Here is a 21,440-nt window from a genome sequence, read left to right on the forward strand (position 1 = left end):
ACCTTCGGTGATCCACTTCGCTGCCGTTATACTGCGACGCCCCGCCTAGCCGGGGCGTTGTCTTTTTCCGGAATCGAGGAATCCGCGTGCCGCATCCCGTCCAGCGTCGCTGGTATCTCATCGTCCTTACCGTCGCCGCCCTGGTGCTGATGCCGCTGTCGGTCTTGCTGCTGAGTTGGCATGAGGTCGACCAGCAGATCTGGGCGCACCTGTGGCAGACGCAGATGGCGCGGCTGATCGGTAACACGCTGACCCTGGTGATCGGCGTGGGTGTCGGCGTGACGCTGCTGGGCGTCAGCCTGGCCTGGCTCACCAGTCTCTGCGAGTTCCCCGGCCGACGCTGGCTGGACTGGGCGCTGATGTTGCCCTTCGCCATTCCGGCTTATGTGCTGGCGTTCGTTTTCGTCGGCCTGCTGGATTTCGCCGGCCCGGTACAGACGCTGCTGCGTGAGTGGTTCGGCAGCGGCCTGCGTCTGCCGCGGGTACGCTCAACCGGCGGCGTGATCATCGTTCTGGTGCTGGTGTTCTACCCCTACGTCTACCTGCTCGCCCGTGGCGCCTTCCTGGCTCAGGGCAAGGGGCTGATGGAGGCGGCGCGGGTGCTCGGGCAGAGCCCCTGGCAAGCCTTCTGGCGTGTGGCGCTGCCGATGGCGCGCCCGGCGATCGGTGCCGGTCTGGCGCTGGCGATCATGGAAACGCTGGCCGACTTCGGCGCGGTATCGGTGTTCAACTTCGATACCTTCACCACGGCGATTTACAAGACCTGGTACAGCTTCTACAGCCTGACCAGCGCGACCCAGCTGGCCAGCCTGCTGCTGCTGGCCGTGGCTCTGGTGCTCTACGGCGAGCGTCGCGCGCGCGGCGCAGCGCGGCCGGCCAACGAACGCCCGCGCGGCAAGGCGCTGTATCACCTGCAAGGCTGGAAGGCCTTCGCTGCAAGCGCCTGGTGCGGTTTGGTGTTCGCCTGTGCCTTCGTCATTCCGCTGCTGCAGTTGCTAGTCTGGTTCTGGCAGCGCGGTCGCTTCGATCTCGACGAGCGCTACGCCGGGCTGATCCTGCATACCCTGTACCTGGGCGGTATGGCTGCGCTGATCACGGTCAGCGTGGCCATGCTGCTAGCCTTTGCCCGTCGCCAGGCGCCGACTCGCGGCGTGCGCGTCTGTGTTGCGCTGGGCAATCTGGGCTATGCCTTGCCGGGTTCGGTGCTGGCGGTGGCGATCATGCTGGCGTTCAGCTTTCTCGACCGCGAGCTGGTGATTCCGCTGTCCAGTGCATTGGGCGGCGCCGGCAAGCCGCTGCTGTTGGGCAGCCTGTCGGCGCTGCTGGTGGCCTATCTGATCCGCTTCATGGCGGTGGCCTACGGGCCGCTGGAAACCAGCCTGGCGCGCATCCGCCCGTCGCTGCCGGAGGCCTCGCGCAGCCTGGGTGTTGGCGGCTTCGGCCTGTTCTTCAAGGTCTACCTGCCGCTGCTGCTGCCGGGCACCTTGTCGGCCGCGTTGCTGGTGTTCGTCGACGTACTCAAGGAGATGCCGGCGACCCTGCTGATGCGGCCATTCGGCTGGGACACCCTGTCGGTGCGCGTATTCGAAATGACCAGCGAAGGCGAATGGGCTCGCGCTGCGCTACCGGCCCTGACCCTGGTGCTGGTCGGTCTGCTGCCGGTGATCCTGCTGATCCGCCGCTCGGCTCGCAGTTTCGGTTGAAAGCCTATGGTTCCGGCTCTGGGCTGACACAGATCAAGGCCAGGAGCACTGCGCGACCTTTGGTCAGATGACCCCCGCAGACCTTGCGGCTACAATGCGCGCCATTCGCGAGTCGGGGTAACCCGGCAAGATTCATCTAGAAGCGTTGCCAAGGCCGCCAGTGCAAGGCGCAGGCAAGCGAGAAACGCCCGGGGTCGCGCCCGACTGTGCTTTTGCACATGAGCATTTCGAGCTTGCCTGTAACGCAGCAATGGCAACGCAGGTAGCTTCTAGGGGTCTGAATCGCTTCGCCAAGCCCGGAAGGAGAAAACCCATGGGACAGCGCACCCCCCTCTATGATCTGCACGTGGCGCTGGGGGCCAAGATGGTGGACTTCGGCGGCTGGGACATGCCGCTGCACTACGGTTCGCAAGTGGAGGAGCATCATCAGGTGCGCCGCGACTGCGGCGTGTTCGACGTCTCGCACATGTGCGTGGTGGACCTGAGCGGCAGCCAGGCGCAAGCCTACCTGCAGCGTCTGCTGGCCAACGATGTGACTCGTCTGCAAAGCCCGGGCAAGGCGCTCTACAGCGCCATGCTCAACGAGCAGGGCGGGGTGATCGACGACCTGATCGTCTACCTCACTGGCTCTTTGTCCCAGGAGCAGGGCTACCGCCTGGTGGTCAACGCCGGTACCCGTGACAAGGACCTGGCGTGGATGCACGCCCAGGCTGGCGACTTCGATGTACAGCTGCGTGAGCGTCGCGATCTGGCCATGCTCGCCATTCAGGGGCCGAAGGCCCGGGCGCGGGTCTCCGAGCTGCTGACCCAGGCGCGTGCGGCGCTGATCCACGAACTCAAGCCGTTCCAGGGCCTGCCCGAGGGCGACTGGTTCATCGCCCGTACCGGTTATACCGGCGAAGATGGCCTGGAGATCGTGCTGCCGGTGGCCGAGGCGGTGGCCTTCCTCAACGAGCTGGTCGGGGCGGGTATTTCGCCTATCGGCCTTGGCGCCCGCGACACCCTACGCCTTGAGGCGGGCATGAACCTCTACGGCCAGGACATGGACGAGCAGGTCAGCCCGCTGGCGGCCAACATGGCCTGGACCATCGCCTGGGAGCCAGCCGCGCGTGACTTCATCGGCCGCCCAGCGCTGGAGGCGCAACGCGCCGCCGGTTGCCCGAGCAAACTGGTGGGTCTGGTGCTGGAAGAGCGTGGCGTGCTGCGCGCGCATCAGGTCGTGCGCGTCGAAGGCCTCGGCGAGGGTGAGATCACCAGTGGCAGCTTCTCGCCGACGCTGAACAAATCCATCGCGCTGGCACGGGTGCCGGCGGCGACCGGGGAGCGGGCCGAGGTGGAGATTCGCGGCAAGTGGTACCCGGTACGGGTGGTCAAGCCGAGCTTCGTGCGCCACGGCAAAACGCTAATTTGAATGATCGGGCCGCGGCGCTGGCTTTCCCTTCTGCCGCGGCCTGCTAAATTGTCCTGACGGCCCGCTTGCCGTCATCGCTTACGAGGAAAGACACATGAGCAATATCCCCGCCGATCTGCGTTATGCCGCCAGCCATGAGTGGGCTCGTCTGGAAGCTGACGGTAGCGTGACCGTGGGCATTTCCGACCACGCCCAGGAAGCCCTTGGCGACGTGGTGTTCATCGAGCTGCCGGAAGTCGGCAAGCAACTGAACGCTGGCCAGGAAGCCGGTGTAGTGGAGTCGGTCAAGGCCGCCTCCGACATCTACGCGCCGGTTGGCGGCGAGGTGATCGCGATCAACGAAGCGCTGGCCGACAGCCCGGAAAGCGTCAACAGCGACCCCTACGGCAGCTGGTTCTTCAAGCTCAAGCCGAGCGATGCCGGCGAGCTGGACAAGCTGCTGGACGCCGCGGCTTATGAGGCTGCCGCTGACGCCGACGCCTGATCGGCGGTGTTGAAAGAACCCGCTGCGGCGGGTTTTTTCGTTCTTGCGGCAAGGCTAGATCCGCCGGCTGCAGGCTCCGCGAGCGCAGCGGTGCGCCGAAACGCGCCTTGCCGGGCGGACCTGCTAAATGAAATGAAACAAATCGAATAAGCCGGAAGCATGGGCGACTTGATGCAGATCAAGCCGCACCGGGTTGGCGCTGGGCATGGTCGAGGCATAACCAGATCAGCCAATACCTGAGGAGATACCCACATGCGCACTCTGAGCCTGATGGCCGGGTTGTGCCTGGGCGCCAGCGCCTGGGCCACCGTACCGGCCGACGAACCCGTTCAGCCCATTGCCCCCGCCGAGATCACCGACCCCGCGAAAGTAGAGCTGGGCAAACAGCTATTCTTCGACCCGCGCCTGTCGCGCTCGGGATTCATTTCCTGCAACTCCTGCCACAACCTGTCGATGGGCGGCAGCGACAACCTGCCCAGCTCCATCGGCCATGCCTGGCAGCAGGGACCGATCAACTCGCCCACGGTGCTCAACTCCAGCCTCAACCTGGCGCAGTTCTGGGATGGCCGCGCCGCCGACCTCAAGGAGCAGGCCGCCGGGCCCATCGCCAACCCGATGGAGATGGCCTTCACCCACATTCTCGCCCTCGACGTGCTGCGCTCGATCCCGCAGTACCGGGAGTCGTTCAAGGCCGTGTACAAGCACGACGAGATCACCCTCGATGAGGTGACCGATGCCATCGCCGAGTTCGAGAAGACCCTGGTCACGCCCAACTCGCGCTTCGACCTGTGGCTCAAGGGCGACAAGCAAGCCATTACTAAAGTCGAGTTGGAGGGCTACGAGCTGTTCAAGTCCATCGGTTGCGTGGCCTGCCATAACGGCCCGGCGCTGGGTGGCAACTCGTTTCAGAAGATGGGCCTGGTGGAGCCCTATGAAACCAGCAACCCGGCCGAAGGCGTGGCCGGCCTGACCGGCAAGGATGCCGACCGCTTCAAGTTCAAGGTGCCGACCCTGCGCAACGTCGAGCTGACCTATCCCTACTTCCATGACGGCGCCTACTGGAAGCTGGAGGAGTCGGTGGACATCATGGCGCGCCTGCAGCTCGGGCGTAAGCTCAGCGAAGGCGAGATCGGCAAGATCACCGCCTTCCTCAAGACCCTGACGGGTGAGCAGCCGAGCTTTGCCCTGCCGATCCTGCCGCCGTCGAACAACGATACGCCGCGGCCACAGCCGTTCGACTGATCAGTTGTCTTCCAGCGCCTCGGCGAACTGGCGCACGGCATCGACCACCTGCCGTGCGCCCCTCTGGATCTGCTCGATGACATCGCCGGCCTGGTTGACCAGGCCCACGCCCTGATCGACCTTGTGCTGGCTCGATTGCATGTTGTTCACCGCGTCTTGCGCCAGGTCGTGGTTGCGCTTGACCACCTCGACGATTTCCACCGTCGCCTGCGCGGTACGCGCTGCCAGGCTGCGCACTTCATCGGCGACCACGGCAAAGCCGCGGCCCTGTTCGCCTGCCCGCGCGGCTTCGATGGCCGCGTTGAGGGCGAGCAGGTTGGTTTGTTCGGCGATGCCGCGGATGGTCTGCACGATGCTGCTGATCGTCTCCGACTGCTGGCTGACCGCGCTGATGCCCTCGGCGGCCCGGGACAATTCGTCGGCAATGCCGCGCACCACCGCGACCGTCTCGCTGATCACCTGGGCGCCATGCCGGGCACTGTCGTCGGTACGCTGGGATACCTCGTAGGCGAGCTTGGCGGCATTGGACTCGGTTTGTTGCTGGTGGACCTGGGCGGTGATGTCACGCGCGAACTTCACCACTTTGTAGAGGTTGCCGCTGGCATCGAAGACCGGGTTGTAAGTCGCACTGAGCCAGACGATATCGCCGTGGCGGTTGATTCGCTGGTAACGACCCGAGAAGAACTCGCCACTGTTGAGTCGCTCCCAGAAGCTCCGATAAGCCGCTGACTCCGCCTCCTCGCGCGTACAGAACATGCGGTGATGCTTGCCACGAATCTCATCGAGGCGATAACCCATGGTCTGCTCGAAGTTTTCGTTGGCTTCCAGCACCTCACCCTTGAGGTTGAAGGAAATGACTGCCATGGAACGGCTGATGGCCTGCACCATGCTGTTCTGTTCCTGCTCACGAGTGACTTGGGCGGTAATATCGGTAGCCAGCTTGAGCACGCCTTCGACACGACCGTCTGCGCCCCGGATCGGGTTGTAGCTGGCTTCCAGCCAGACTTCCCGACCTTGTTTGTTGCGGCGGCGGAAGCGTTCGCGGATGTACTCGCCCGCGGCCAGGCGTTGCCAGAAGCGACGGTACTCGGCGCTGGCCTGGTACTCGGGAAAGCAGAACATGCTGTGGTGTTTGCCGATGATCTCTTCCAGCCGATAGCCCATGGTGGCCAGAAGATTGTCGTTGGCACTGACGATGGTGCCGTCAGGTTTGAACTCGATCATGGCCGTCGAACGATCGACGGCAGCCAACCTCGCGAGGGCGGACTGCAACTGCTGATGAGAGGCTTCCAGGTCGCGTTTGAGGGCTTTATTGAACATGGCATGCTCTTCGAGGTAACGGGCTGCTCCCAACCAAGGTTATCGGCTTGGTCAGGATCAACTTGAAGCCCTCTCAGAACAATTTTCAGCCGTTTTGCGGCGCCGGTTGTTGCTGGGTGATGCAATGGATATTGCCGCCACCGAGGAGAATCTCGCGGCCGGGCACCATGACCACCCGATGCTCGGGGAACACGCGCTGCAGGATGGCGCGGGCTTCTTCGTCCTTGGCGTCGTCGAAGCTTGGCGCGACGATGCCGCCGTTGACGATCAGGAAGTTGACGTAGGAACCGGCCAGGCGCACCTCGGGGCTGCGCTCCTGGCTGCCATCGACGATGTCGACGCCGGCGCATTCTTCGACAGTGGCGTGGAGCGGGCCGGGGATCGGCATCTTGTGCACGGTCAGCTGGCGGCCCTTGGCATCGCGAACGCTCTCCAGCACGCGCATGGCGGCCTGGCAACGCGGATAGTTGGGATCGTTCGCATCCTCGGTCCAGGCCAGCAGCACTTCGCCGGGGCGCACGTAGCAGCAGAAGTTGTCGACGTGGCCGTCGGTCTCGTCGTTGTACAGGCCGTCCGGCAGCCAGATCACCGTATCGATGGCCAGGTGCTCATGCAGCACCTTCTCGATTTCCTCGCGCGACAGGTGCGGGTTGCGGTTCTTGTTCAGCAGGCACTCTTCGGTGGTGATCAGGGTGCCTTCGCCGTCGACATGGATCGAGCCGCCTTCGAGGACGAAACCCTCGGTGCGGTAGCGCTTGCAGCCTTCGATCTCGAGAATCTTGCGCGCCACCTGGTCGTCACGCAGCCAGGGCGAGTACAGGCCGCCATCGAAGCCGCCCCAGGCGTTGAAGGCCCAGTCCACGCCGCGCACTTCGCCGCTGGCGTTGGTGACGAAGGTCGGCCCGGTATCGCGCACCCAGGCGTCATCGGTGGTGATTTCCACCAGGCGAATGTTGTCGTCGTCCAGACGCGCGCGGGCGTTTTCGTATTGCGCGGCAGAGACGCAGACGGTTACCGGCTCGAACTGGGCGATGGCCTTGGCCACGGCGGTGAAGGCGGCCTGCGCCGGCTTGCCGCCGTTACGCCAGTTGTCCGGGCGCTCGGGCCAGACCACCCAGGTCTGGCTGTGCGGTGCCCACTCGGCGGGCATATGGAAACCATCGGCGCGTGGTGTGGTGTTGAGGGTGGTCATGTTTCACCTGTAGCCCGGATGCAATCCGGGGAGTCGTGAGAAAAAGCCCCGGATTGCGTCCGGGCTACGTTCATTCGGATGGGGTTTCGCCATCGAGCGTGGAAAGTGGCCAGTATAGGTTCGGCCGGCGGTCGCGGAACACACCCCAGGCGCTGCGCGTCTTCTCCAGCGCGTCCAGATCGAAGCTGTGCACCAGGATGCCCTCTTCGGTCTGGTTCAGCTCCTTGACCTTCGCTCCATATTGGTCGGCGATGAACGAGCTGCCATAGAAGGTGATGGCGTAGCCGTCCTGTTCCTCGTGGCCAATACGGTTGCTGGCCACCAGCGGCATAAGGTTGGCCCCGGCATGACCCTGCTGCACGCGCTGCCAGTGTTCGCGCGAGCTGATGCTGGCGTCGTGAGGCTCACTGCCGATGGCGGTGGGGTAGAAGAGGATTTCCGCACCCATCAGCGCCATGCTGCGCGCGCACTCCGGGAACCATTGATCCCAGCAGATGCCCACGCCGATGCGCGCATAGGCGGTGTCCCAGACCTTGAAGCCGGTATCGCCGGGGTTGAAATAGTACTTCTCGTGATAACCAGGGCCGTCGGGGATGTGGCTTTTTCGATAAATCCCCAGATTGCTGCCGTCGGCATCGATGATGGTGATGCTGTTGAATCGGGCACGGCCGGCACGCTCGAAGAAGCTGATCGGCAGCACTACCTTCAGCTCTGCAGCGACTTTGCGGAAATGCGCGATGGCCGGGTTCTCCTCGACCGTGGTGGCCAGCTGGGTGTAATCGGCGTTGGGCTTCTGGCAGAAGTAGGGGGTCTCGAACAGCTCCTGGATCAGGATGATCTGTGCGCCCTGAGCGGCTGCCTGGCGCACCAGCTGTTCGGCGTTGGCCATATTCGCGGCGGTATCCCAGGAGCAGGCCATCTGAGTCGCGGCAACGGTAACGATACGGGACATAAGGCACCTCGTAGCAGGAGTGCGGTCAGCCGAACCCGGTACTGACCTGTGGTGGCCCGCGGGTCAAATCATCAGGGCCTTTTTTTCGATTTATATCCGATAAATATCGGTATTAGAAGATGCGATTGATCGGTTCTCGATAAAATTGCAGATTTTTATCGGTTCTGGTCGGTGTGTGCTTGTGGGAGCGGACTTGTCCGCGAAAGGGGGCGGTGTTTTTTCGCGGGCAAGTCCGCTCCCACAGAGGCTCCCAGGCTCACAGGCACAGAGGCACGGGCTTAGGGACGTGGCGATAGACCGGTCAGGCCAGCGGCGTGGCCCGTTTCGGTAGTGCTGCGGGCAAGTACAGGCCGAGATACGCATCGAACACACGCATGCCTTCCTCGGCCAGGCGTGGCGTGATTTCACCGTACAGCTGCACTGCGTGGGCGTAGACGCGGTCGCCCAGCGACATGGCCAGGCTGAAAACCTCGATATCCGTCGGCAATTGCGGCAGGGGGAAGTGGCGGTCGAACAGCGCGCGCATCAGCCGGCCCAGCTCCAGGTCGTGCTGGTGATCGGCCTGGGTGATTTCCGCCAGGCCGTGCTGGGCGAGGATCAGCTGGCGCGCGGCGGCATCGGCTGCGTAGATGGCCAGCATGCGTTGCTCGACCAGGCGCGACAGATCATGCCAGCTGCGCAGTGCGGCGTGGTCGACCGGCTCCAGCAGGCTGGCGCGAAAGGCGGCATGCACATCGGCAGTCAGCCCTTCGAGCAGGGCGGGCACGCTGGCGAAGAAGTGATACACCGAAGAAGGCGGAATACCCGCGCGCTCGGCCACCGTATAGATCGACAGGTTGGCCATGCCCTGTTCGGCCAACAGCTCGCGCGCTGCCGCGAGAATCACGGCGATACGGGCCTGGCTGCTGGCGCGCGGCTTGCGGGTGCTGGCGGGGCGCGACATGGCGGGCTCCTCGATGAACGAGGCGCTATTGGACGTCAGGCAAGGTCACTTGGGCAAGCATGCTCAGCCGCCCGCACCTGGGTGCGGGCAGCCTGTGGTTTACACGGTGTGCAGGTACCAGTTGTATTCGAGGTCGGAGATGGTGGTCTCGAACTCCTGCAGCTCGGCTTCCTTGCAGGCGACGAAGATGTCGATGTACTTCGGGTCGATGTACTTGTTCAGCACTTCGCTGTCGTCCAGCTCACGCAGGGCATCGCGCAGGTTGTTCGGCAGGCTGGGTTCGAGCTGATCGTAGGCGTTGCCTTCGATGGGCTCACCCGGTTCGATCTGGTTGGTCAGGCCGTGGTGGATACCGGCAAGAATCGACGCCAGCATCAGGTAGGGGTTGGCGTCGGCGCCGGCCACACGATGCTCGATGCGTACCGCATCGGCGCTGCCGGTCGGTACGCGTACGGCCACGGTGCGGTTGTCCAGTGCCCAGCTCGGTGCGTTGGGCACGTAGAACTGCGCGCCGAAGCGGCGGTAGGAGTTGACGTTGGGGCAGAGGAAGGCCATCGACGCCGCCATGGTATCGAGGATGCCGCCGACGGCATGGCGCAACGAGGTGTTCTCCAGCGGATCTTCGGCGGCGAAGATGTTCTTGCCGGTCTTCTTGTCCAGCAGCGAGATATGCACGTGCAGGCCGTTGCCCGCCTGGCCCGGGTAGGGCTTGGCCATGAAGGTGGAATCCATCTCATGGTCGTAGGCGATGTTCTTGATCAGGCGCTTGAGCAGCAGCGCGTAGTCGCAGGCCTTGATGGCGTCTTCGACGTGGTGCAGGTTGACCTCGAACTGCGCCGGGGCGCTTTCCTTGACGATGGCGTCGGCCGGGATGTCCTGCTCCTTGGCGGCTTCGAGCATGTCCTGCAGGCAGTCGACGTATTCGTCGAGGTCGTCGATCAGATAGACCTGGGTGGAATGCGGGCGCTTGCCGGAGATCGGTGAACGCGGCGGCTGCGGACGGCCGTTCACGTTCTCCTGGTCGATCAGATAGAACTCCAGTTCGAAGGCTGCACAGATACGCAGGCCCAGTTCGTCGAACTTCTGTACCACCTGGCGCAATACCTCGCGCGGGTCGGCGAAGAAAGGCGTGCCGTCCAGCTCGTGCATGGTCATCAGCAGCTGCGCGGTCGGGCGCTTCTGCCAGGGTTCGTTGCACAGGGTATTGGGGATGGGGAAGCAGATACGGTCGGCGTCGCCGATGTCCAGGCCGAGGCCGGTGCTCTCGACGGTGGAGCCGTTGATGTCGAGGGCGAAGAGCGAGGCGGGCAGGTTGATGCCTTTCTCGTACACCTTGTGGAGGGCGTTCCGGTCGATGCGCTTGCCGCGCACCACGCCATTCATATCTGCAATAAGAAGGTCGACGAACTGGACCTCGGGATGTTCCTTGAGGAACGCGTTCGCTTCGTTAAGCTGAACGGCACGCGGGGGTACCGACATGATGCAACACCTTTTTGTTAAATATATCAATCATGCGACTGCATGGGTGTGAGTCAATCCGAAACGCACTTTACTGTCAAGCAGGCTGCATAGTGCCCTGTAGTGGGGCGTGATGGCCATTTTTGGGGCATTTCAAGGCCTTTCAGTCTGCCCCAAACGCTGATCTTTCAGGGTGCTCAGTGGGGTGTGTTCAATTTTTTACAGGGCTATTGTGTAAAAAAATGAACAAGGCTAAGCTCGGTTCAAACCCATAACAGCAATAATACGGGTGTCTCATGTTTTGCCTGCCGGCCATCGGCGTCAGCGCTTGTAACAGGACCATCGGTCACGCTACCTCCTCGCGCATCAGCGAGGCGAGTCTGCACATCATGCGGGCTCGCATGACCGCTGCAATGCGGCAACCTCCTTCCTCTGCGGCCTGCGTGCCGCGCGACCTGTCACGTCAGGTTCTTCGTCCACCCTATACCCTGCACGATAGCGTACGCGGCCATGTACCGCTGCCTGGCATGCGCCTTGGCCCGCGTCATGCAATGTACGACCCGCTCGCCGGCTTCGCAGGTTTCGCGCAAGGCCGCGAGATAGACAGTCCGGCGCCTGCAGGCGAGGGCGAACGATTTTGTTTCGGTGGAGTGAAATGCAAGGTGTCGGAGGTGCCGCACCCCTAGTAGCATCCACACGAATATCTCGCCTTCTTCCAGGCCTTTGGTGAGGCTTGCAGGGAGAGGGCGGGGCAACGCTGAACCCGCTATAACGCAAGCAGGTTCTACAACCCTGAGGTCTCTATGAGTACCAAGTTAGACCAGCTCACGAGCTGGCTGAAAGAACGCAAAATCACCGAAGTCGAATGCCTGATCAGCGACCTGACCGGCATTGCCCGCGGCAAGATCTCGCCGACCAACAAGTTCCTCGACGAGAAGGGCATGCGCCTCCCCGAGAGCGTGCTGCTGCAGACCGTGACCGGCGACTATGTCGAGGACGACATCTATTACGACCTGCTGGACGAGGCGGACATCGACATGTTCTGCCGTCCAGACCCCAATGCGGTATTCGTCGTGCCCTGGGCCATCGAGCCCACCGCCATGGTGATTCACGACACCTTCGACAAGCAGGGCAACCCCATCGAGCTGTCGCCGCGCAACATCCTCAAGAAAGTGCTGCAGATGTATGCCGACAAAGGCTGGAAGCCCATCGTCGCACCGGAGATGGAGTTCTACCTGACCAAGCGCAATAGCGACCCGGACTTCCCGCTGGTCGCGCCGGTGGGCCGCTCCGGCCGCCCGGAAACCGGTCGCCAGAGCTTCTCCATCGACGCGGCGAACGAATTCGACCCGCTGTTCGAAGACATGTACGACTGGTGCGAGCTGCAAGGCCTGGATCTGGACACCCTGATCCACGAAGAAGGCCCGGCGCAGATGGAAATCAACTTCCGCCATGGCGACGCGCTGCACCTGGCCGACCAGATTCTGGTGTTCAAGCGCACCATGCGCGAAGCCGCGCTCAAGCATGACGTGGCGGCCACCTTCATGGCCAAGCCGATCACCGATGAGCCCGGCAGCGCCATGCACATCCACCAGAGCGTGGTGGACATCAAGACCGGCAAGAACATCTTCTCCAACGAAGACGGCACGATGAGCGAGCTGTTCATGCATCACATCGGCGGATTGCAGAAGTACATCCCCGAGCTGCTGCCGCTGTTCGCGCCGAACGTCAATTCCTTCCGCCGCTTCCTGCCCGACACCTCGGCGCCGGTGAACGTGGAGTGGGGCGAGGAAAACCGCACCGTCGGCCTGCGTGTGCCGGAGGCCAGCCCGCAGAACCGCCGCGTGGAGAACCGCCTGGCTGGCGCTGACGCCAACCCCTACCTAGTGCTGGCGGCGACGCTGCTGTGCGGCTACATGGGCATGGTCGGCGGGGTGAATCCCGGCGCGCCGGTCAAGGGTCGCGGTTACGAGCGACGCAACCTGCGTCTGCCGGTGACCATCGAAAGCGCCCTGGAGCGCATGGAAGCCTGTAAGGATGCCGAGAAATTTCTCGGTGAGAAGTTCATCCGTGGCTATGTCGCGGTCAAGCGTGCCGAGCACGAGAACTTTAAGCGCGTGATCAGTTCCTGGGAGCGTGAGTTCCTGCTGTTGTCGGTGTAACGGGCTGCCGGCCGCGCCTGGCGCGGCCGCTGCCACGAATCCTGCCTAGCGCCGACGGCGCTGCGTGTTAGCAAGGTGTTGGTAATGAACAAGCAAGCGAGCAATCCCAAGACAGCGCAATGGCAGGCCCTGAGCCAGGCTCACCACCTGGCGCCGTTCAGTGACTACAAGCAGTTGGCCGAAAAGGGCCCGCGCATCATCACCGAGGCCAAGGGTGTGCACCTGTGGGACAGCGAGGGCAACAAGATCCTCGATGGCATGGCCGGCCTGTGGTGCGTGGCCGTTGGCTATGGTCGTGAGGAACTGGTCGAGGCTGCCGCTACGCAGATGCGCCAGTTGCCGTTCTACAACACCTTCTTCCAGACCGCGCACCCGCCGGTGCTGGAGCTGGCCCACGCCATCTCCCAGCTGGCGCCGGCCGGCATGAACCACGTGTTCTTCACCGGCTCCGGCTCGGAAGGCAACGACACCATGCTGCGTCTGGTACGCCACTACTGGGCGTGCAAAGGTCAGCCAAACAAGAAAATCGTCATTGGCCGCGACAACGGCTATCACGGCTCCACCGTGGCCGGCGCCAGCCTCGGCGGCATGAAGTTCATGCACGAGCAGGGCGATCTGCCGATTCCGGGCATCGCCCATATCCCGCAGCCGTACTGGTTCGGCGAGGGCGGCGAGCAGTCGCCGGAGGAGTTCGGTATCTGGGCTGCCGACCAGCTGGAGAAGAAGATTCTCGAACTGGGCGAAGAAAACGTCGCCGCCTTTATCGCCGAGCCGATCCAGGGCGCCGGTGGCGTGATTATCCCGCCAGAAACCTACTGGCCGCGGATCAAGGCAATCCTCGCCAAGTACGACATTCTGTTCGTCGCCGATGAAGTTATTTGCGGTTTCGGCCGGACCGGCGAATGGTTCGGCAGCCAGTACTACGGCCTGAAGCCCGACCTGATGACCATCGCCAAGGGCCTCACCAGCGGCTACGTGCCGATGGGCGGGCTGATCGTCAGCGACAAGGTCTTCGAGGTGATCGAGGCGCATGGCGACTTCAACCATGGCTTCACCTCTTCCGGTCACCCGGTAGCGGCGGCGGTGGGCTTGGAGAACCTGCGCATCCTCAAGGAAGAAGGCATCGTCGAGCGGGTGAAAGAGGAAACGGCACCGTATTTGCAGCGTCGTCTGCGTGAACTGGCGGATCATCCGCTGGTGGGCGAAGTGCGCGGCGTCGGCATGCTCGGCGCCATCGAACTGGTGCAGGACAAGGCGACGCGCCAACGTTACCCGGAGGAGCAGGCGGTGGGCATGATCTGCCGCGGCCACTGCTTCGACAACGGTCTGATCATGCGCGCCGTGGGCGACACCATGATCATCGCGCCGCCGCTGGTGATCAGCTTTGCCGAGATCGACGAACTGGTGGAAAAGGCACGCAAGTGTCTGGACCTGACGCTGGAACAGGTGGCGAGCTGAGTCGCTGTGAATACACAGCGTGCAGTCGGTACCACGGGAAAGTTGTATCACCGCGATGACCTTGCCAGACTGCGCCAGAGTGCGCGGGCCGGCCAGACCGGAAGTACTTGCGCTCGATCGCAAAACGACACAACAACAGGAGCTGTTCGCATGAAAATTTTCGGCAAGACTCTTCTTGCGTTGTCCCTGACCGCAGCCGTGGCTGGCGCTGCGCAGGCCGATAGCAAGGTACTGCATGTCTACAACTGGAGCGATTACATCGCCGAAGACACCATTGCCAACTTCGAGAAGGAAAGCGGCATCAAGGTGGTCTACGACGTCTTCGACAGCAACGAGACGCTGGAAGCCAAGCTCTTCGCGGGCAAGTCCGGTTACGACATCGTCGTGCCCTCGAACAACTTCCTGGCCAAGCACATCAAGGCCAAGGTCTACCAGCCGCTGGACAAGTCCAAGCTGACCTGGGACAACCTGGACAAGAACCTGCTCAAGACCGTCGAAGTCAGCGACCCGGGCAACCAGTACGCCTTCCCCTACATGTGGGGTTCGATCGGCATCGGCTTCAACCCGGAGAAGGTCAAGGCAGTGCTGGGTGAAAACGCCCCGGTGGACTCCTGGGACCTGCTGTTCAAGCCGGAAAACATCGAGAAGCTGAAGTCCTGCGGTGTGTCCTTCCTCGACTCGCCCACCGAGATCCTGCCGATCGCTCTGCAGTACCTCGGCCATGAGCCGACCAGCACCGACTCCAAGCAGCTCAAGGAAGCCGAGGATCTGTTCATGAAGATCCGTCCTTCGGTGACCTACTTCCACTCCTCCAAGTACATCTCCGACCTGGCCAACGGCAACCTCTGCGTGGCCGTGGGTTATTCCGGCGATATCTACCAGGCCAAGTCCCGTGCCGAAGAAGCCGGCGGCAAGGTCGAGGTGGCCTACAACATTCCGAAGGAAGGTGCCGGCACCTTCTTCGACATGCTGGCCATTCCGGCGGATGCCGAGAACGTCGATGCGGCCTACACCTTCCTGAACTACCTGCTCAAGCCGGAAGTGATGGCGCAGATCACCAACGAAGTGCAGTTCCCCAACGGCAACGCCAAGGCCACCGAATTGGTCGACGAGGCGATCCGCAAGGACCCGGGCATCTACCCGAGCGAGGAAGTGATGGCCAAGCTGTACGCCTTCCCTGACCTGCCGGCCCCGGCACAACGTGCGATGACCCGCAGCTGGACCAAGATCAAATCCGGTCGCTGATCGAAGCAGTACATGACCTGGCGGGCACGCCTGCCAGGTCACGCAGCAACACTTAAAAGGATCACGATAAAAGGGCCGGGATGGCCATCGTTTTGCGCCTGTTTGGGCTGAGAGCCTTGGGAAGTGGCGGTGCGGCCTGATCTGAGTTCGGCGGTCGCTGATTCCTGACGCGTTTTCCTATAAAGTGCCGCGCTTTTTTAGCGGCGCACCAAAGCGAGGATGAAACTGTGCGAGTAACCCTGCCCAAGACTCTGATCGCCCTGGCAGCCGCTAGCCTGAGTGGAGCCGCTCTGGCCCAGCAGACGGTGCATATCTACAACTGGAGCGACTACATCGGCGAAGAGACGCTGGCCGAGTTCGAACTGGCCACTGGCATCAAGCCGGTCTACGACGTCTTCGACTCCAATGAAACGCTGGAAGGCAAGCTGCTCGCCGGTCGTACCGGTTATGACGTGGTGGTGCCGTCCAATCATTTCCTCGGCAAGCAGATCAAGGCCGGCGCGTTCCAGCCGCTGGACCGTACCAAGCTGCCGAACTGGAGCAACCTCGATCCGGCGCTGCTCAAGCAGCTCGAAGCCAACGATCCGGGCAACCAGTACGCCGTGCCCTATCTGTGGGGCACCAACGGCATCGGTTACAACGTCGAGAAGGTCAAGGCGGCGCTGGGTGTCGAAAAGATCGACTCCTGGGCCGTATTGTTCGAGCCGGAGAACATGAAGAAGCTCGCCAGCTGTGGCGTGTCCTTCATGGATTCGGCCGACGAGATGATTCCCTCGGTGCTCAACTACCTTGGCCTGGATCCGAACAGCCAGAGTGCCGATGACTACGCCAAGGCCGAAGCCAAGTTGATGGAAGTGCGTCCCTACGTGAGCTACTTCCACTCTTCGAAATACATCTCCGATCTGGCCAACGGCAACATCTGCGTGGCGTTCGGCTATTCGGGGGACGTTCTGCAGGCGGCCGACCGCGCCGAAGAGGCCGGAAAGGGCATCGAAATCGCCTATGCGATTCCCAAGGAAGGCGCCAACCTGTGGTTCGACATGCTGGCCATCCCCAAGGATGCCCGCAACCTCGAGCAAGCCCATGCCTTCATCAACTACCTCCTCGATCCCAAGGTGATCGCCGGCGTCAGCGACTATGTCGGCTATGCCAACCCCAATATCAACGCGGGGGAGATCATGGACCAGGAGATTCGTCAGGACGAGTCGGTGTATCCACCACAGACCGTGCTGGACAAGTTGTACGTGATGGCCGAACTGCCGCCCAAGGCGCAGCGTCTGATGACCCGCAGCTGGACCAAGATCAAGTCGGGTCAGTAACCGTTTCAGCCCGGCCGGCATGGCCGGGCGCTATCTTCCGGGAGTTTCCGAATGGCTGTTGCCTCCAGCGCCTATAAAAAAGCCCTCGAAGGGGACCAGAAACCGAAAGAGGTGCTGGTCAAGATCGATCGGGTGACGAAGAAGTTCGACGAAACCGTAGCAGTCGACGATGTATCGCTTACCATCAACAAGGGCGAAATCTTCGCCCTGCTCGGTGGCTCGGGCTCCGGTAAATCCACGCTGCTGCGCATGCTCGCCGGTTTCGAGCGGCCGACCGAAGGGCGCATCATCCTCGATGGCGTCGACATCACTGACATGCCGCCGTACCAGCGGCCGATCAACATGATGTTCCAGTCCTACGCGCTGTTCCCGCACATGACCGTGGCGCAGAACATTGCCTTCGGTCTGCAGCAGGACAAGCTGCCCAAGGCCGAGATCGACGAGCGCGTGGCCGAGATGCTCAAACTGGTGCACATGACCCAGTATGCCAAGCGCAAGCCGCACCAGCTCTCCGGTGGTCAGCGTCAGCGCGTGGCCCTGGCCCGCTCCCTGGCCAAGCGTCCCAAGCTGCTGCTGCTCGACGAGCCGATGGGCGCGCTGGACAAGAAACTGCGTTCGCAGATGCAGCTGGAACTGGTGGAAATCATCGAGCGCGTCGGCGTGACCTGCGTGATGGTGACCCACGACCAGGAAGAGGCCATGACCATGGCCCAGCGCATCGCCATCATGCACCTGGGCTGGATCGCCCAGACCGGCAGCCCGGTGGACATCTACGAGACGCCGACCAGCCGCCTGGTGTGCGAATTCATTGGCAACGTCAACCTCTTCGACGGGCAGATCACGACCGACGAAGTCGACCACGCGATCATCGACTGCCCGCAACTGGACAAGCCGATCTACATCGGTCACGGCGTCAGCACCCGCGCCGAGGACAAGAAAGTCAGCTACGCACTGCGCCCCGAGAAGTTGCTGATGGCCACCGCGCTGCCGGACGATCACGAGCACCCGCAATACAACTGGAGCCATGGCCACGTGCATGACATCGCCTACCTCGGCGGTCATTCGGTCTACTACGTCAAGCTCACCTCCGGGCAGGTCGTGCAGTGCTTCATCGCCAACGCCGAGCGCCGCGGCAAGCGTCCGACCTGGGACGACCCGGTGGTGGTGTACTGGGAAGACGACAGCGGCGTGGTACTGCAATCATGAAAATGAGCAAACTGGCGCGGTATCTGCCCAGTGGGCGGCATGCCGTGATCGGCATTCCGTTCCTCTGGCTGTTCATGTTCTTCCTGCTGCCGTTCATCATCGTGCTGAAGATCAGCTTCGCCGAGGCGGACGTGGCGATCCCGCCGTACACGGAGATCTACGAGTGGGCGGACAACAAGCTGACGTTGCTGCTGAACTTCGGCAATTACATCTTCCTCACCGAAGACGCTCTATACCTGTCGGCTTACCTCGGTTCGTTGAAGGTGGCTTTCTTCAGCACCCTGCTGTGCCTGTTGATCGGCTACCCGATGGCCTACGCCATCGCCAGGGCACCGAAGTCCCAGCAGACCGTGCTGCTGCTGCTGATCATGATGCCGACCTGGACCGCAATCCTGATTCGCGTCTACGCCTGGATGGGTATCCTCGGCAATAACGGCCTGCTCAACAGCTTGCTGATGGGTATCGGCCTGATCGACTCGCCGCTGCAGATTCTCAACACCAACACTGCGGTCTACATCGGCGTGGTCTATTCGTACCTGCCGTTCATGATCCTGCCGCTCTACGCCAACCTGGTGAAGCACGACCTCAGCCTGCTGGAGGCCGCCTCCGACCTGGGTTCGAGCAACTTCAACAACTTCTGGAAGATCACCGTACCGCTGTCGAAGAACGGCATCATCGCCGGCTCGATGCTGGTGTTCATCCCGGTGGTCGGTGAGTTCGTCATCCCTGAGCTGCTTGGCGGTCCAGAGACCCTGATGATCGGCAAGGTGCTGTGGCAGGAGTTCTTCAACAACCGCGACTGGCCGGTGGCGTCCGCGCTGGCAGTGGTGATGCTGGCGATCCTGATCGTGCCGATCATTCTCTTCAACCGTAACCAGGCGAAAGAGCTGGAGGGGCGGCCATGAAGCGTTTCAGTTTCTCCAGCATCATGCTCTGGATCGGCCTGGTCTTCATCTACCTGCCCATGGTCATCCTGGTCATATACTCGTTCAATGCCTCGCGGCTGGTAACGGTCTGGGGCGGCTGGTCGGTGAAGTGGTACGTCGGCCTGCTGGATAACTCTCAGTTGATGAGCGCGGTGATGCGTTCGCTGGAAATCGCCTGCTACACCGCCATTGCGGCGGTGGCGCTGGGCACCCTGGCGGCCTTCGTGCTGACCCGCATCACCCACTTCAAGGGGCGCACGCTGTTCGGTGGTCTGGTCACCGCGCCGCTGGTGATGCCGGAAGTGATCACCGGCCTGTCCCTGCTGCTGCTATTCGTGCTGATGGCGCAGCTGATCGGCTGGCCGATGCAGCGCGGCATGGCTACCATCTGGATCGCCCACACCACCTTCTGCTCGGCCTACGTGGCGGTGGTGGTGTCGTCGCGTCTGCGTGAGCTGGACATGTCCATCGAAGAGGCGGCCATGGATCTGGGCGCACGCCCCTGGAAGGTGTTCTTCCTGATCACCGTGCCGATGATCGCACCGTCACTGGCAGCGGGCGCCATGATGTCCTTCGCCCTGTCGCTGGACGACCTGGTACTGGCCAGCTTCGTATCTGGCCCGGGCTCGACCACGCTGCCGATGGAGATCTTCTCTGCCGTGCGCCTGGGGGTTAAGCCGGAGATCAATGCGGTGGCCAGCCTGATCCTGCTGGCGGTGTCGTTCGCCACCTTCCTGGCCTGGTTCTTCGCCCATCGTGCCGAGGAAAAACGCAAGAAGGCCATGCAGCAGGCCATGGACGAGATCACCAATCCGTCCTGGCAGCCAGCCAGCGGCCAAAGCAGCAATCACTGAGCCGCACGCTGAAACCAGAACGGGCCCCGAGGGGCCCGTTTTTATTTTGTTGCGCTGGGTAGGACGGTGTCTGCCATCCCTTAGGGGCTTCGCGGACAAGTCCGCTCCCACAGATCGGAGGCCCACAGAGCTCTTTGTGGGAGCGGACTTGTCCGCGATGCTGTTGCTGCATCCAGCGTACAGTCGCCCCCTACACCAGCGCCTTCCACGCCTTGAGGCTGCTCACGATCTGCGCCTGGGTCGCGCGCAACTGACGCTGCTCGTCGTCCAGTTTCTGCTGCGCCAGGTCATACAGCTTGTTCAGCTCGCCATACAGGCGGTCGACCTCGGGCACCTCCAGCACGCCGCGGGCCAGGCGCAGCCAGACCAGCAGGCGCTCCAGGCGCGGCATCTGTTCAGCCAGGTCTTCCGGCTGCTGCTGGTAGCGGCGCAGTTGCAGGGCAGTGCCTTCTTCGCCCAGCAAAGTCGGCAGCCAGTTGCCCAGCGCGGCGTTGCCCTGGCGGGTGCCACGGTTGTTGCGCTCGGTGGTCCAGCTACGTAGCAGCAGCCAGTGCGACAGCTTCAGCGACAGCAGGCCCCAGCGGCAGCCATCCAGTTCGGCGGCGAACAGCGCCGGTGCGTTGCGCCGCATGCTGTCGTCGTCCTGGCCAGCCGCCAGGCGCGGACGCCAGTCGTCGAGCAGCGCATCGAGCGCTTCGCGCAGCTCACGCGAGCTGGCGCGTGGCGCGGCCTGGCCGAGGCTGGCGAGCAGGGCGCGCAGGTCGATCAGTTGCTCCAGCCATTGCTGCAGCAGGCTCCAGTGACCGTTCCAGCGATATTGCTCGGCCAGGCGCTGGCTGGCGCCGAGCAGATGCCAGGCGAGCGCGGCGAAGGCGTCGTCCAGGCTCATTTCGCCATTCAGGGCGGGAGCGGGCAGGCTCAGGCTGTAGCTGCCGGCATCGAACAGCCGATAGCCGCGCTCGGCCTTGCTGATGTCGCAGGGCATCAGCGGCAGATCCGCCGCCAGCTCGCAGGCCAGCTCCAGCAGCGCGGCGGGTTCGCCCTGGCGCAGTTCCAGCTCCAGTTCGCAAATCTCTTCTTCACCCTCGCCGGCAACGACCTTGCCCAGATCCAGCGCGGCCTCGATGACCACCTTGGCCTTGCCGCGACCCCAGGCGATCTCGGCCTTCTCGCGGACGAAATCGGTGGTGAACAGCGGTTGCAGGGTTTTCTTGTCCAGATCGGCCAGGCTGGCCGGCCAGCAGCTGTCGTCGAGCTTTTTCAGGTCCAGCTTGGCCTTGCTCAGGTGCCAGTCCCATTCGTTGCGCTCGGACAGGCCGGCGACGCTCTGGCCGCGGCTTTTCAGCGTCTGGATGAACTGCTCGCCGTCACGGCGCAGACGCAGGGCGACCTTGGCATTGGCCAGTTCGCGGTCTGCGGTGTCGTAGTACTGATTGAACAGCTCGCCGCGCTGCCAGCCGCTCTTGTTGCGCTTCTTCAGCAGCGGATGCTCGCGCAGGGCTGCCAGGGTGGCGCGGCTGACGCGCAGTTTGATTTCGGTTTCTTTGGCCATGATGGAGAGCTAG

Annotated in this window: 17 protein-coding genes and 1 pseudogene; 11 read left to right on the forward strand and 7 right to left on the reverse strand. The window is 62.8% G+C overall.

The window, feature by feature from the left end; all coding sequences use genetic code 11:
• The first annotated feature begins 86 nt into the window (after positions 1–86).
• The 4 genes from B3P22_RS18090 (at position 87) to B3P22_RS18105 (ending at position 4,840) form a co-directional block, all read left to right on the forward strand.
• Positions 87–1,703 carry an ABC transporter permease gene (locus B3P22_RS18090; RefSeq protein ID WP_296271936.1) on the forward strand — a complete coding sequence of 539 codons (1,617 nt, stop codon included), beginning with the start codon at positions 87–89 and terminating at the stop codon, positions 1,701–1,703.
• Between the two features lie 313 nt (positions 1,704–2,016).
• The gene (gcvT, locus tag B3P22_RS18095; protein ID WP_296271937.1) at positions 2,017–3,114 is read left to right on the forward strand and encodes a glycine cleavage system aminomethyltransferase GcvT; all 1,098 of its coding nucleotides are present in this window, start codon (positions 2,017–2,019) and stop codon (positions 3,112–3,114) included.
• 94 nt (positions 3,115–3,208) lie between these two features.
• On the forward strand, positions 3,209–3,598 hold the full coding sequence (gcvH, locus tag B3P22_RS18100) for a glycine cleavage system protein GcvH (protein WP_161865714.1): 390 nt from the start codon (positions 3,209–3,211) through the stop codon (positions 3,596–3,598).
• Positions 3,599–3,850: 252 nt separating this feature from the next.
• Positions 3,851–4,840: a cytochrome-c peroxidase gene (locus B3P22_RS18105; protein WP_197859059.1), complete on the forward strand. Its 990-nt coding sequence runs from the start codon at positions 3,851–3,853 to the stop codon at positions 4,838–4,840.
• Here the strand turns inward: B3P22_RS18105 and B3P22_RS23945 are convergent, their stop codons facing one another.
• The 6 genes and pseudogenes from B3P22_RS23945 to B3P22_RS18130 all read right to left on the reverse strand — a co-directional run bounded on the left by B3P22_RS23945 (position 4,841) and on the right by B3P22_RS18130 (position 10,726).
• The gene (locus B3P22_RS23945; RefSeq protein ID WP_419096363.1) at positions 4,841–5,299 is read right to left on the reverse strand and encodes a methyl-accepting chemotaxis protein; all 459 of its coding nucleotides are present in this window, start codon (positions 5,297–5,299) and stop codon (positions 4,841–4,843) included. It lies immediately after the preceding gene.
• Between the two features lie 87 nt (positions 5,300–5,386).
• Positions 5,387–6,160 (reverse strand): annotated as a pseudogene (locus B3P22_RS23950) (PAS domain-containing protein); the annotation flags it as partial.
• An 85-nt stretch (positions 6,161–6,245) separates the two neighbouring features.
• Positions 6,246–7,352 (reverse strand): agmatine deiminase, encoded by a 1,107-nt coding sequence (gene aguA, locus B3P22_RS18115; RefSeq protein WP_296271939.1) that lies wholly within the window; start codon positions 7,350–7,352, stop codon positions 6,246–6,248.
• A gap of 70 nt (positions 7,353–7,422) precedes the next feature.
• Positions 7,423–8,304, reverse strand: a complete 882-nt coding sequence (gene aguB, locus B3P22_RS18120; RefSeq protein WP_296271940.1) for an N-carbamoylputrescine amidase — start codon at positions 8,302–8,304, stop codon at positions 7,423–7,425.
• 301 nt (positions 8,305–8,605) lie between these two features.
• Positions 8,606–9,247 (reverse strand): TetR/AcrR family transcriptional regulator, encoded by a 642-nt coding sequence (locus tag B3P22_RS18125; RefSeq protein WP_296271941.1) that lies wholly within the window; start codon positions 9,245–9,247, stop codon positions 8,606–8,608.
• Positions 9,248–9,346: 99 nt separating this feature from the next.
• Positions 9,347–10,726, reverse strand: coding sequence for a glutamine synthetase family protein (locus B3P22_RS18130; RefSeq protein ID WP_197858117.1), 1,380 nt, complete (start codon positions 10,724–10,726; stop codon positions 9,347–9,349).
• A 782-nt stretch (positions 10,727–11,508) separates the two neighbouring features.
• On the opposite strand from B3P22_RS18130, the gene B3P22_RS18135 reads away from it, so the two are divergent.
• The 7 genes from B3P22_RS18135 to B3P22_RS18165 all read left to right on the forward strand — a co-directional run bounded on the left by B3P22_RS18135 (position 11,509) and on the right by B3P22_RS18165 (position 19,875).
• Positions 11,509–12,867 carry a glutamine synthetase family protein gene (locus B3P22_RS18135; protein ID WP_197858116.1) on the forward strand — a complete coding sequence of 453 codons (1,359 nt, stop codon included), beginning with the start codon at positions 11,509–11,511 and terminating at the stop codon, positions 12,865–12,867.
• Positions 12,868–12,951: 84 nt separating this feature from the next.
• Positions 12,952–14,325 carry an aspartate aminotransferase family protein gene (locus B3P22_RS18140; protein WP_296271942.1) on the forward strand — a complete coding sequence of 458 codons (1,374 nt, stop codon included), beginning with the start codon at positions 12,952–12,954 and terminating at the stop codon, positions 14,323–14,325.
• A gap of 150 nt (positions 14,326–14,475) precedes the next feature.
• Positions 14,476–15,570 carry a polyamine ABC transporter substrate-binding protein gene (locus tag B3P22_RS18145; RefSeq protein ID WP_197858114.1) on the forward strand — a complete coding sequence of 365 codons (1,095 nt, stop codon included), beginning with the start codon at positions 14,476–14,478 and terminating at the stop codon, positions 15,568–15,570.
• A 227-nt stretch (positions 15,571–15,797) separates the two neighbouring features.
• Positions 15,798–16,889, forward strand: a complete 1,092-nt coding sequence (locus tag B3P22_RS18150; RefSeq protein ID WP_296271943.1) for a polyamine ABC transporter substrate-binding protein — start codon at positions 15,798–15,800, stop codon at positions 16,887–16,889.
• Between the two features lie 51 nt (positions 16,890–16,940).
• Positions 16,941–18,095, forward strand: coding sequence for a polyamine ABC transporter ATP-binding protein (gene potA / locus B3P22_RS18155; protein ID WP_197858112.1), 1,155 nt, complete (start codon positions 16,941–16,943; stop codon positions 18,093–18,095).
• A gap of 23 nt (positions 18,096–18,118) precedes the next feature.
• Positions 18,119–19,000 carry an ABC transporter permease subunit gene (locus B3P22_RS18160; RefSeq protein ID WP_197858123.1) on the forward strand — a complete coding sequence of 294 codons (882 nt, stop codon included), beginning with the start codon at positions 18,119–18,121 and terminating at the stop codon, positions 18,998–19,000.
• A complete protein-coding gene (locus B3P22_RS18165; protein WP_296271944.1) occupies positions 18,997–19,875 on the forward strand; it encodes an ABC transporter permease subunit in 879 nt (292 codons plus the stop codon). Before B3P22_RS18160 ends, B3P22_RS18165 begins: the two co-directional genes overlap by 4 nt.
• Before the next feature lie 190 nt (positions 19,876–20,065).
• On the opposite strand, the gene B3P22_RS18170 is transcribed toward B3P22_RS18165, so the two are convergent.
• Positions 20,066–21,427 (reverse strand): inorganic triphosphatase, encoded by a 1,362-nt coding sequence (locus tag B3P22_RS18170; RefSeq protein ID WP_296271945.1) that lies wholly within the window; start codon positions 21,425–21,427, stop codon positions 20,066–20,068.
• Positions 21,428–21,440: the final 13 nt, after the last annotated feature.

Source organism: Pseudomonas sp. UBA6323 (genome assembly GCF_002439135.1).
Classification (GTDB): domain Bacteria; phylum Pseudomonadota; class Gammaproteobacteria; order Pseudomonadales; family Pseudomonadaceae; genus Aquipseudomonas.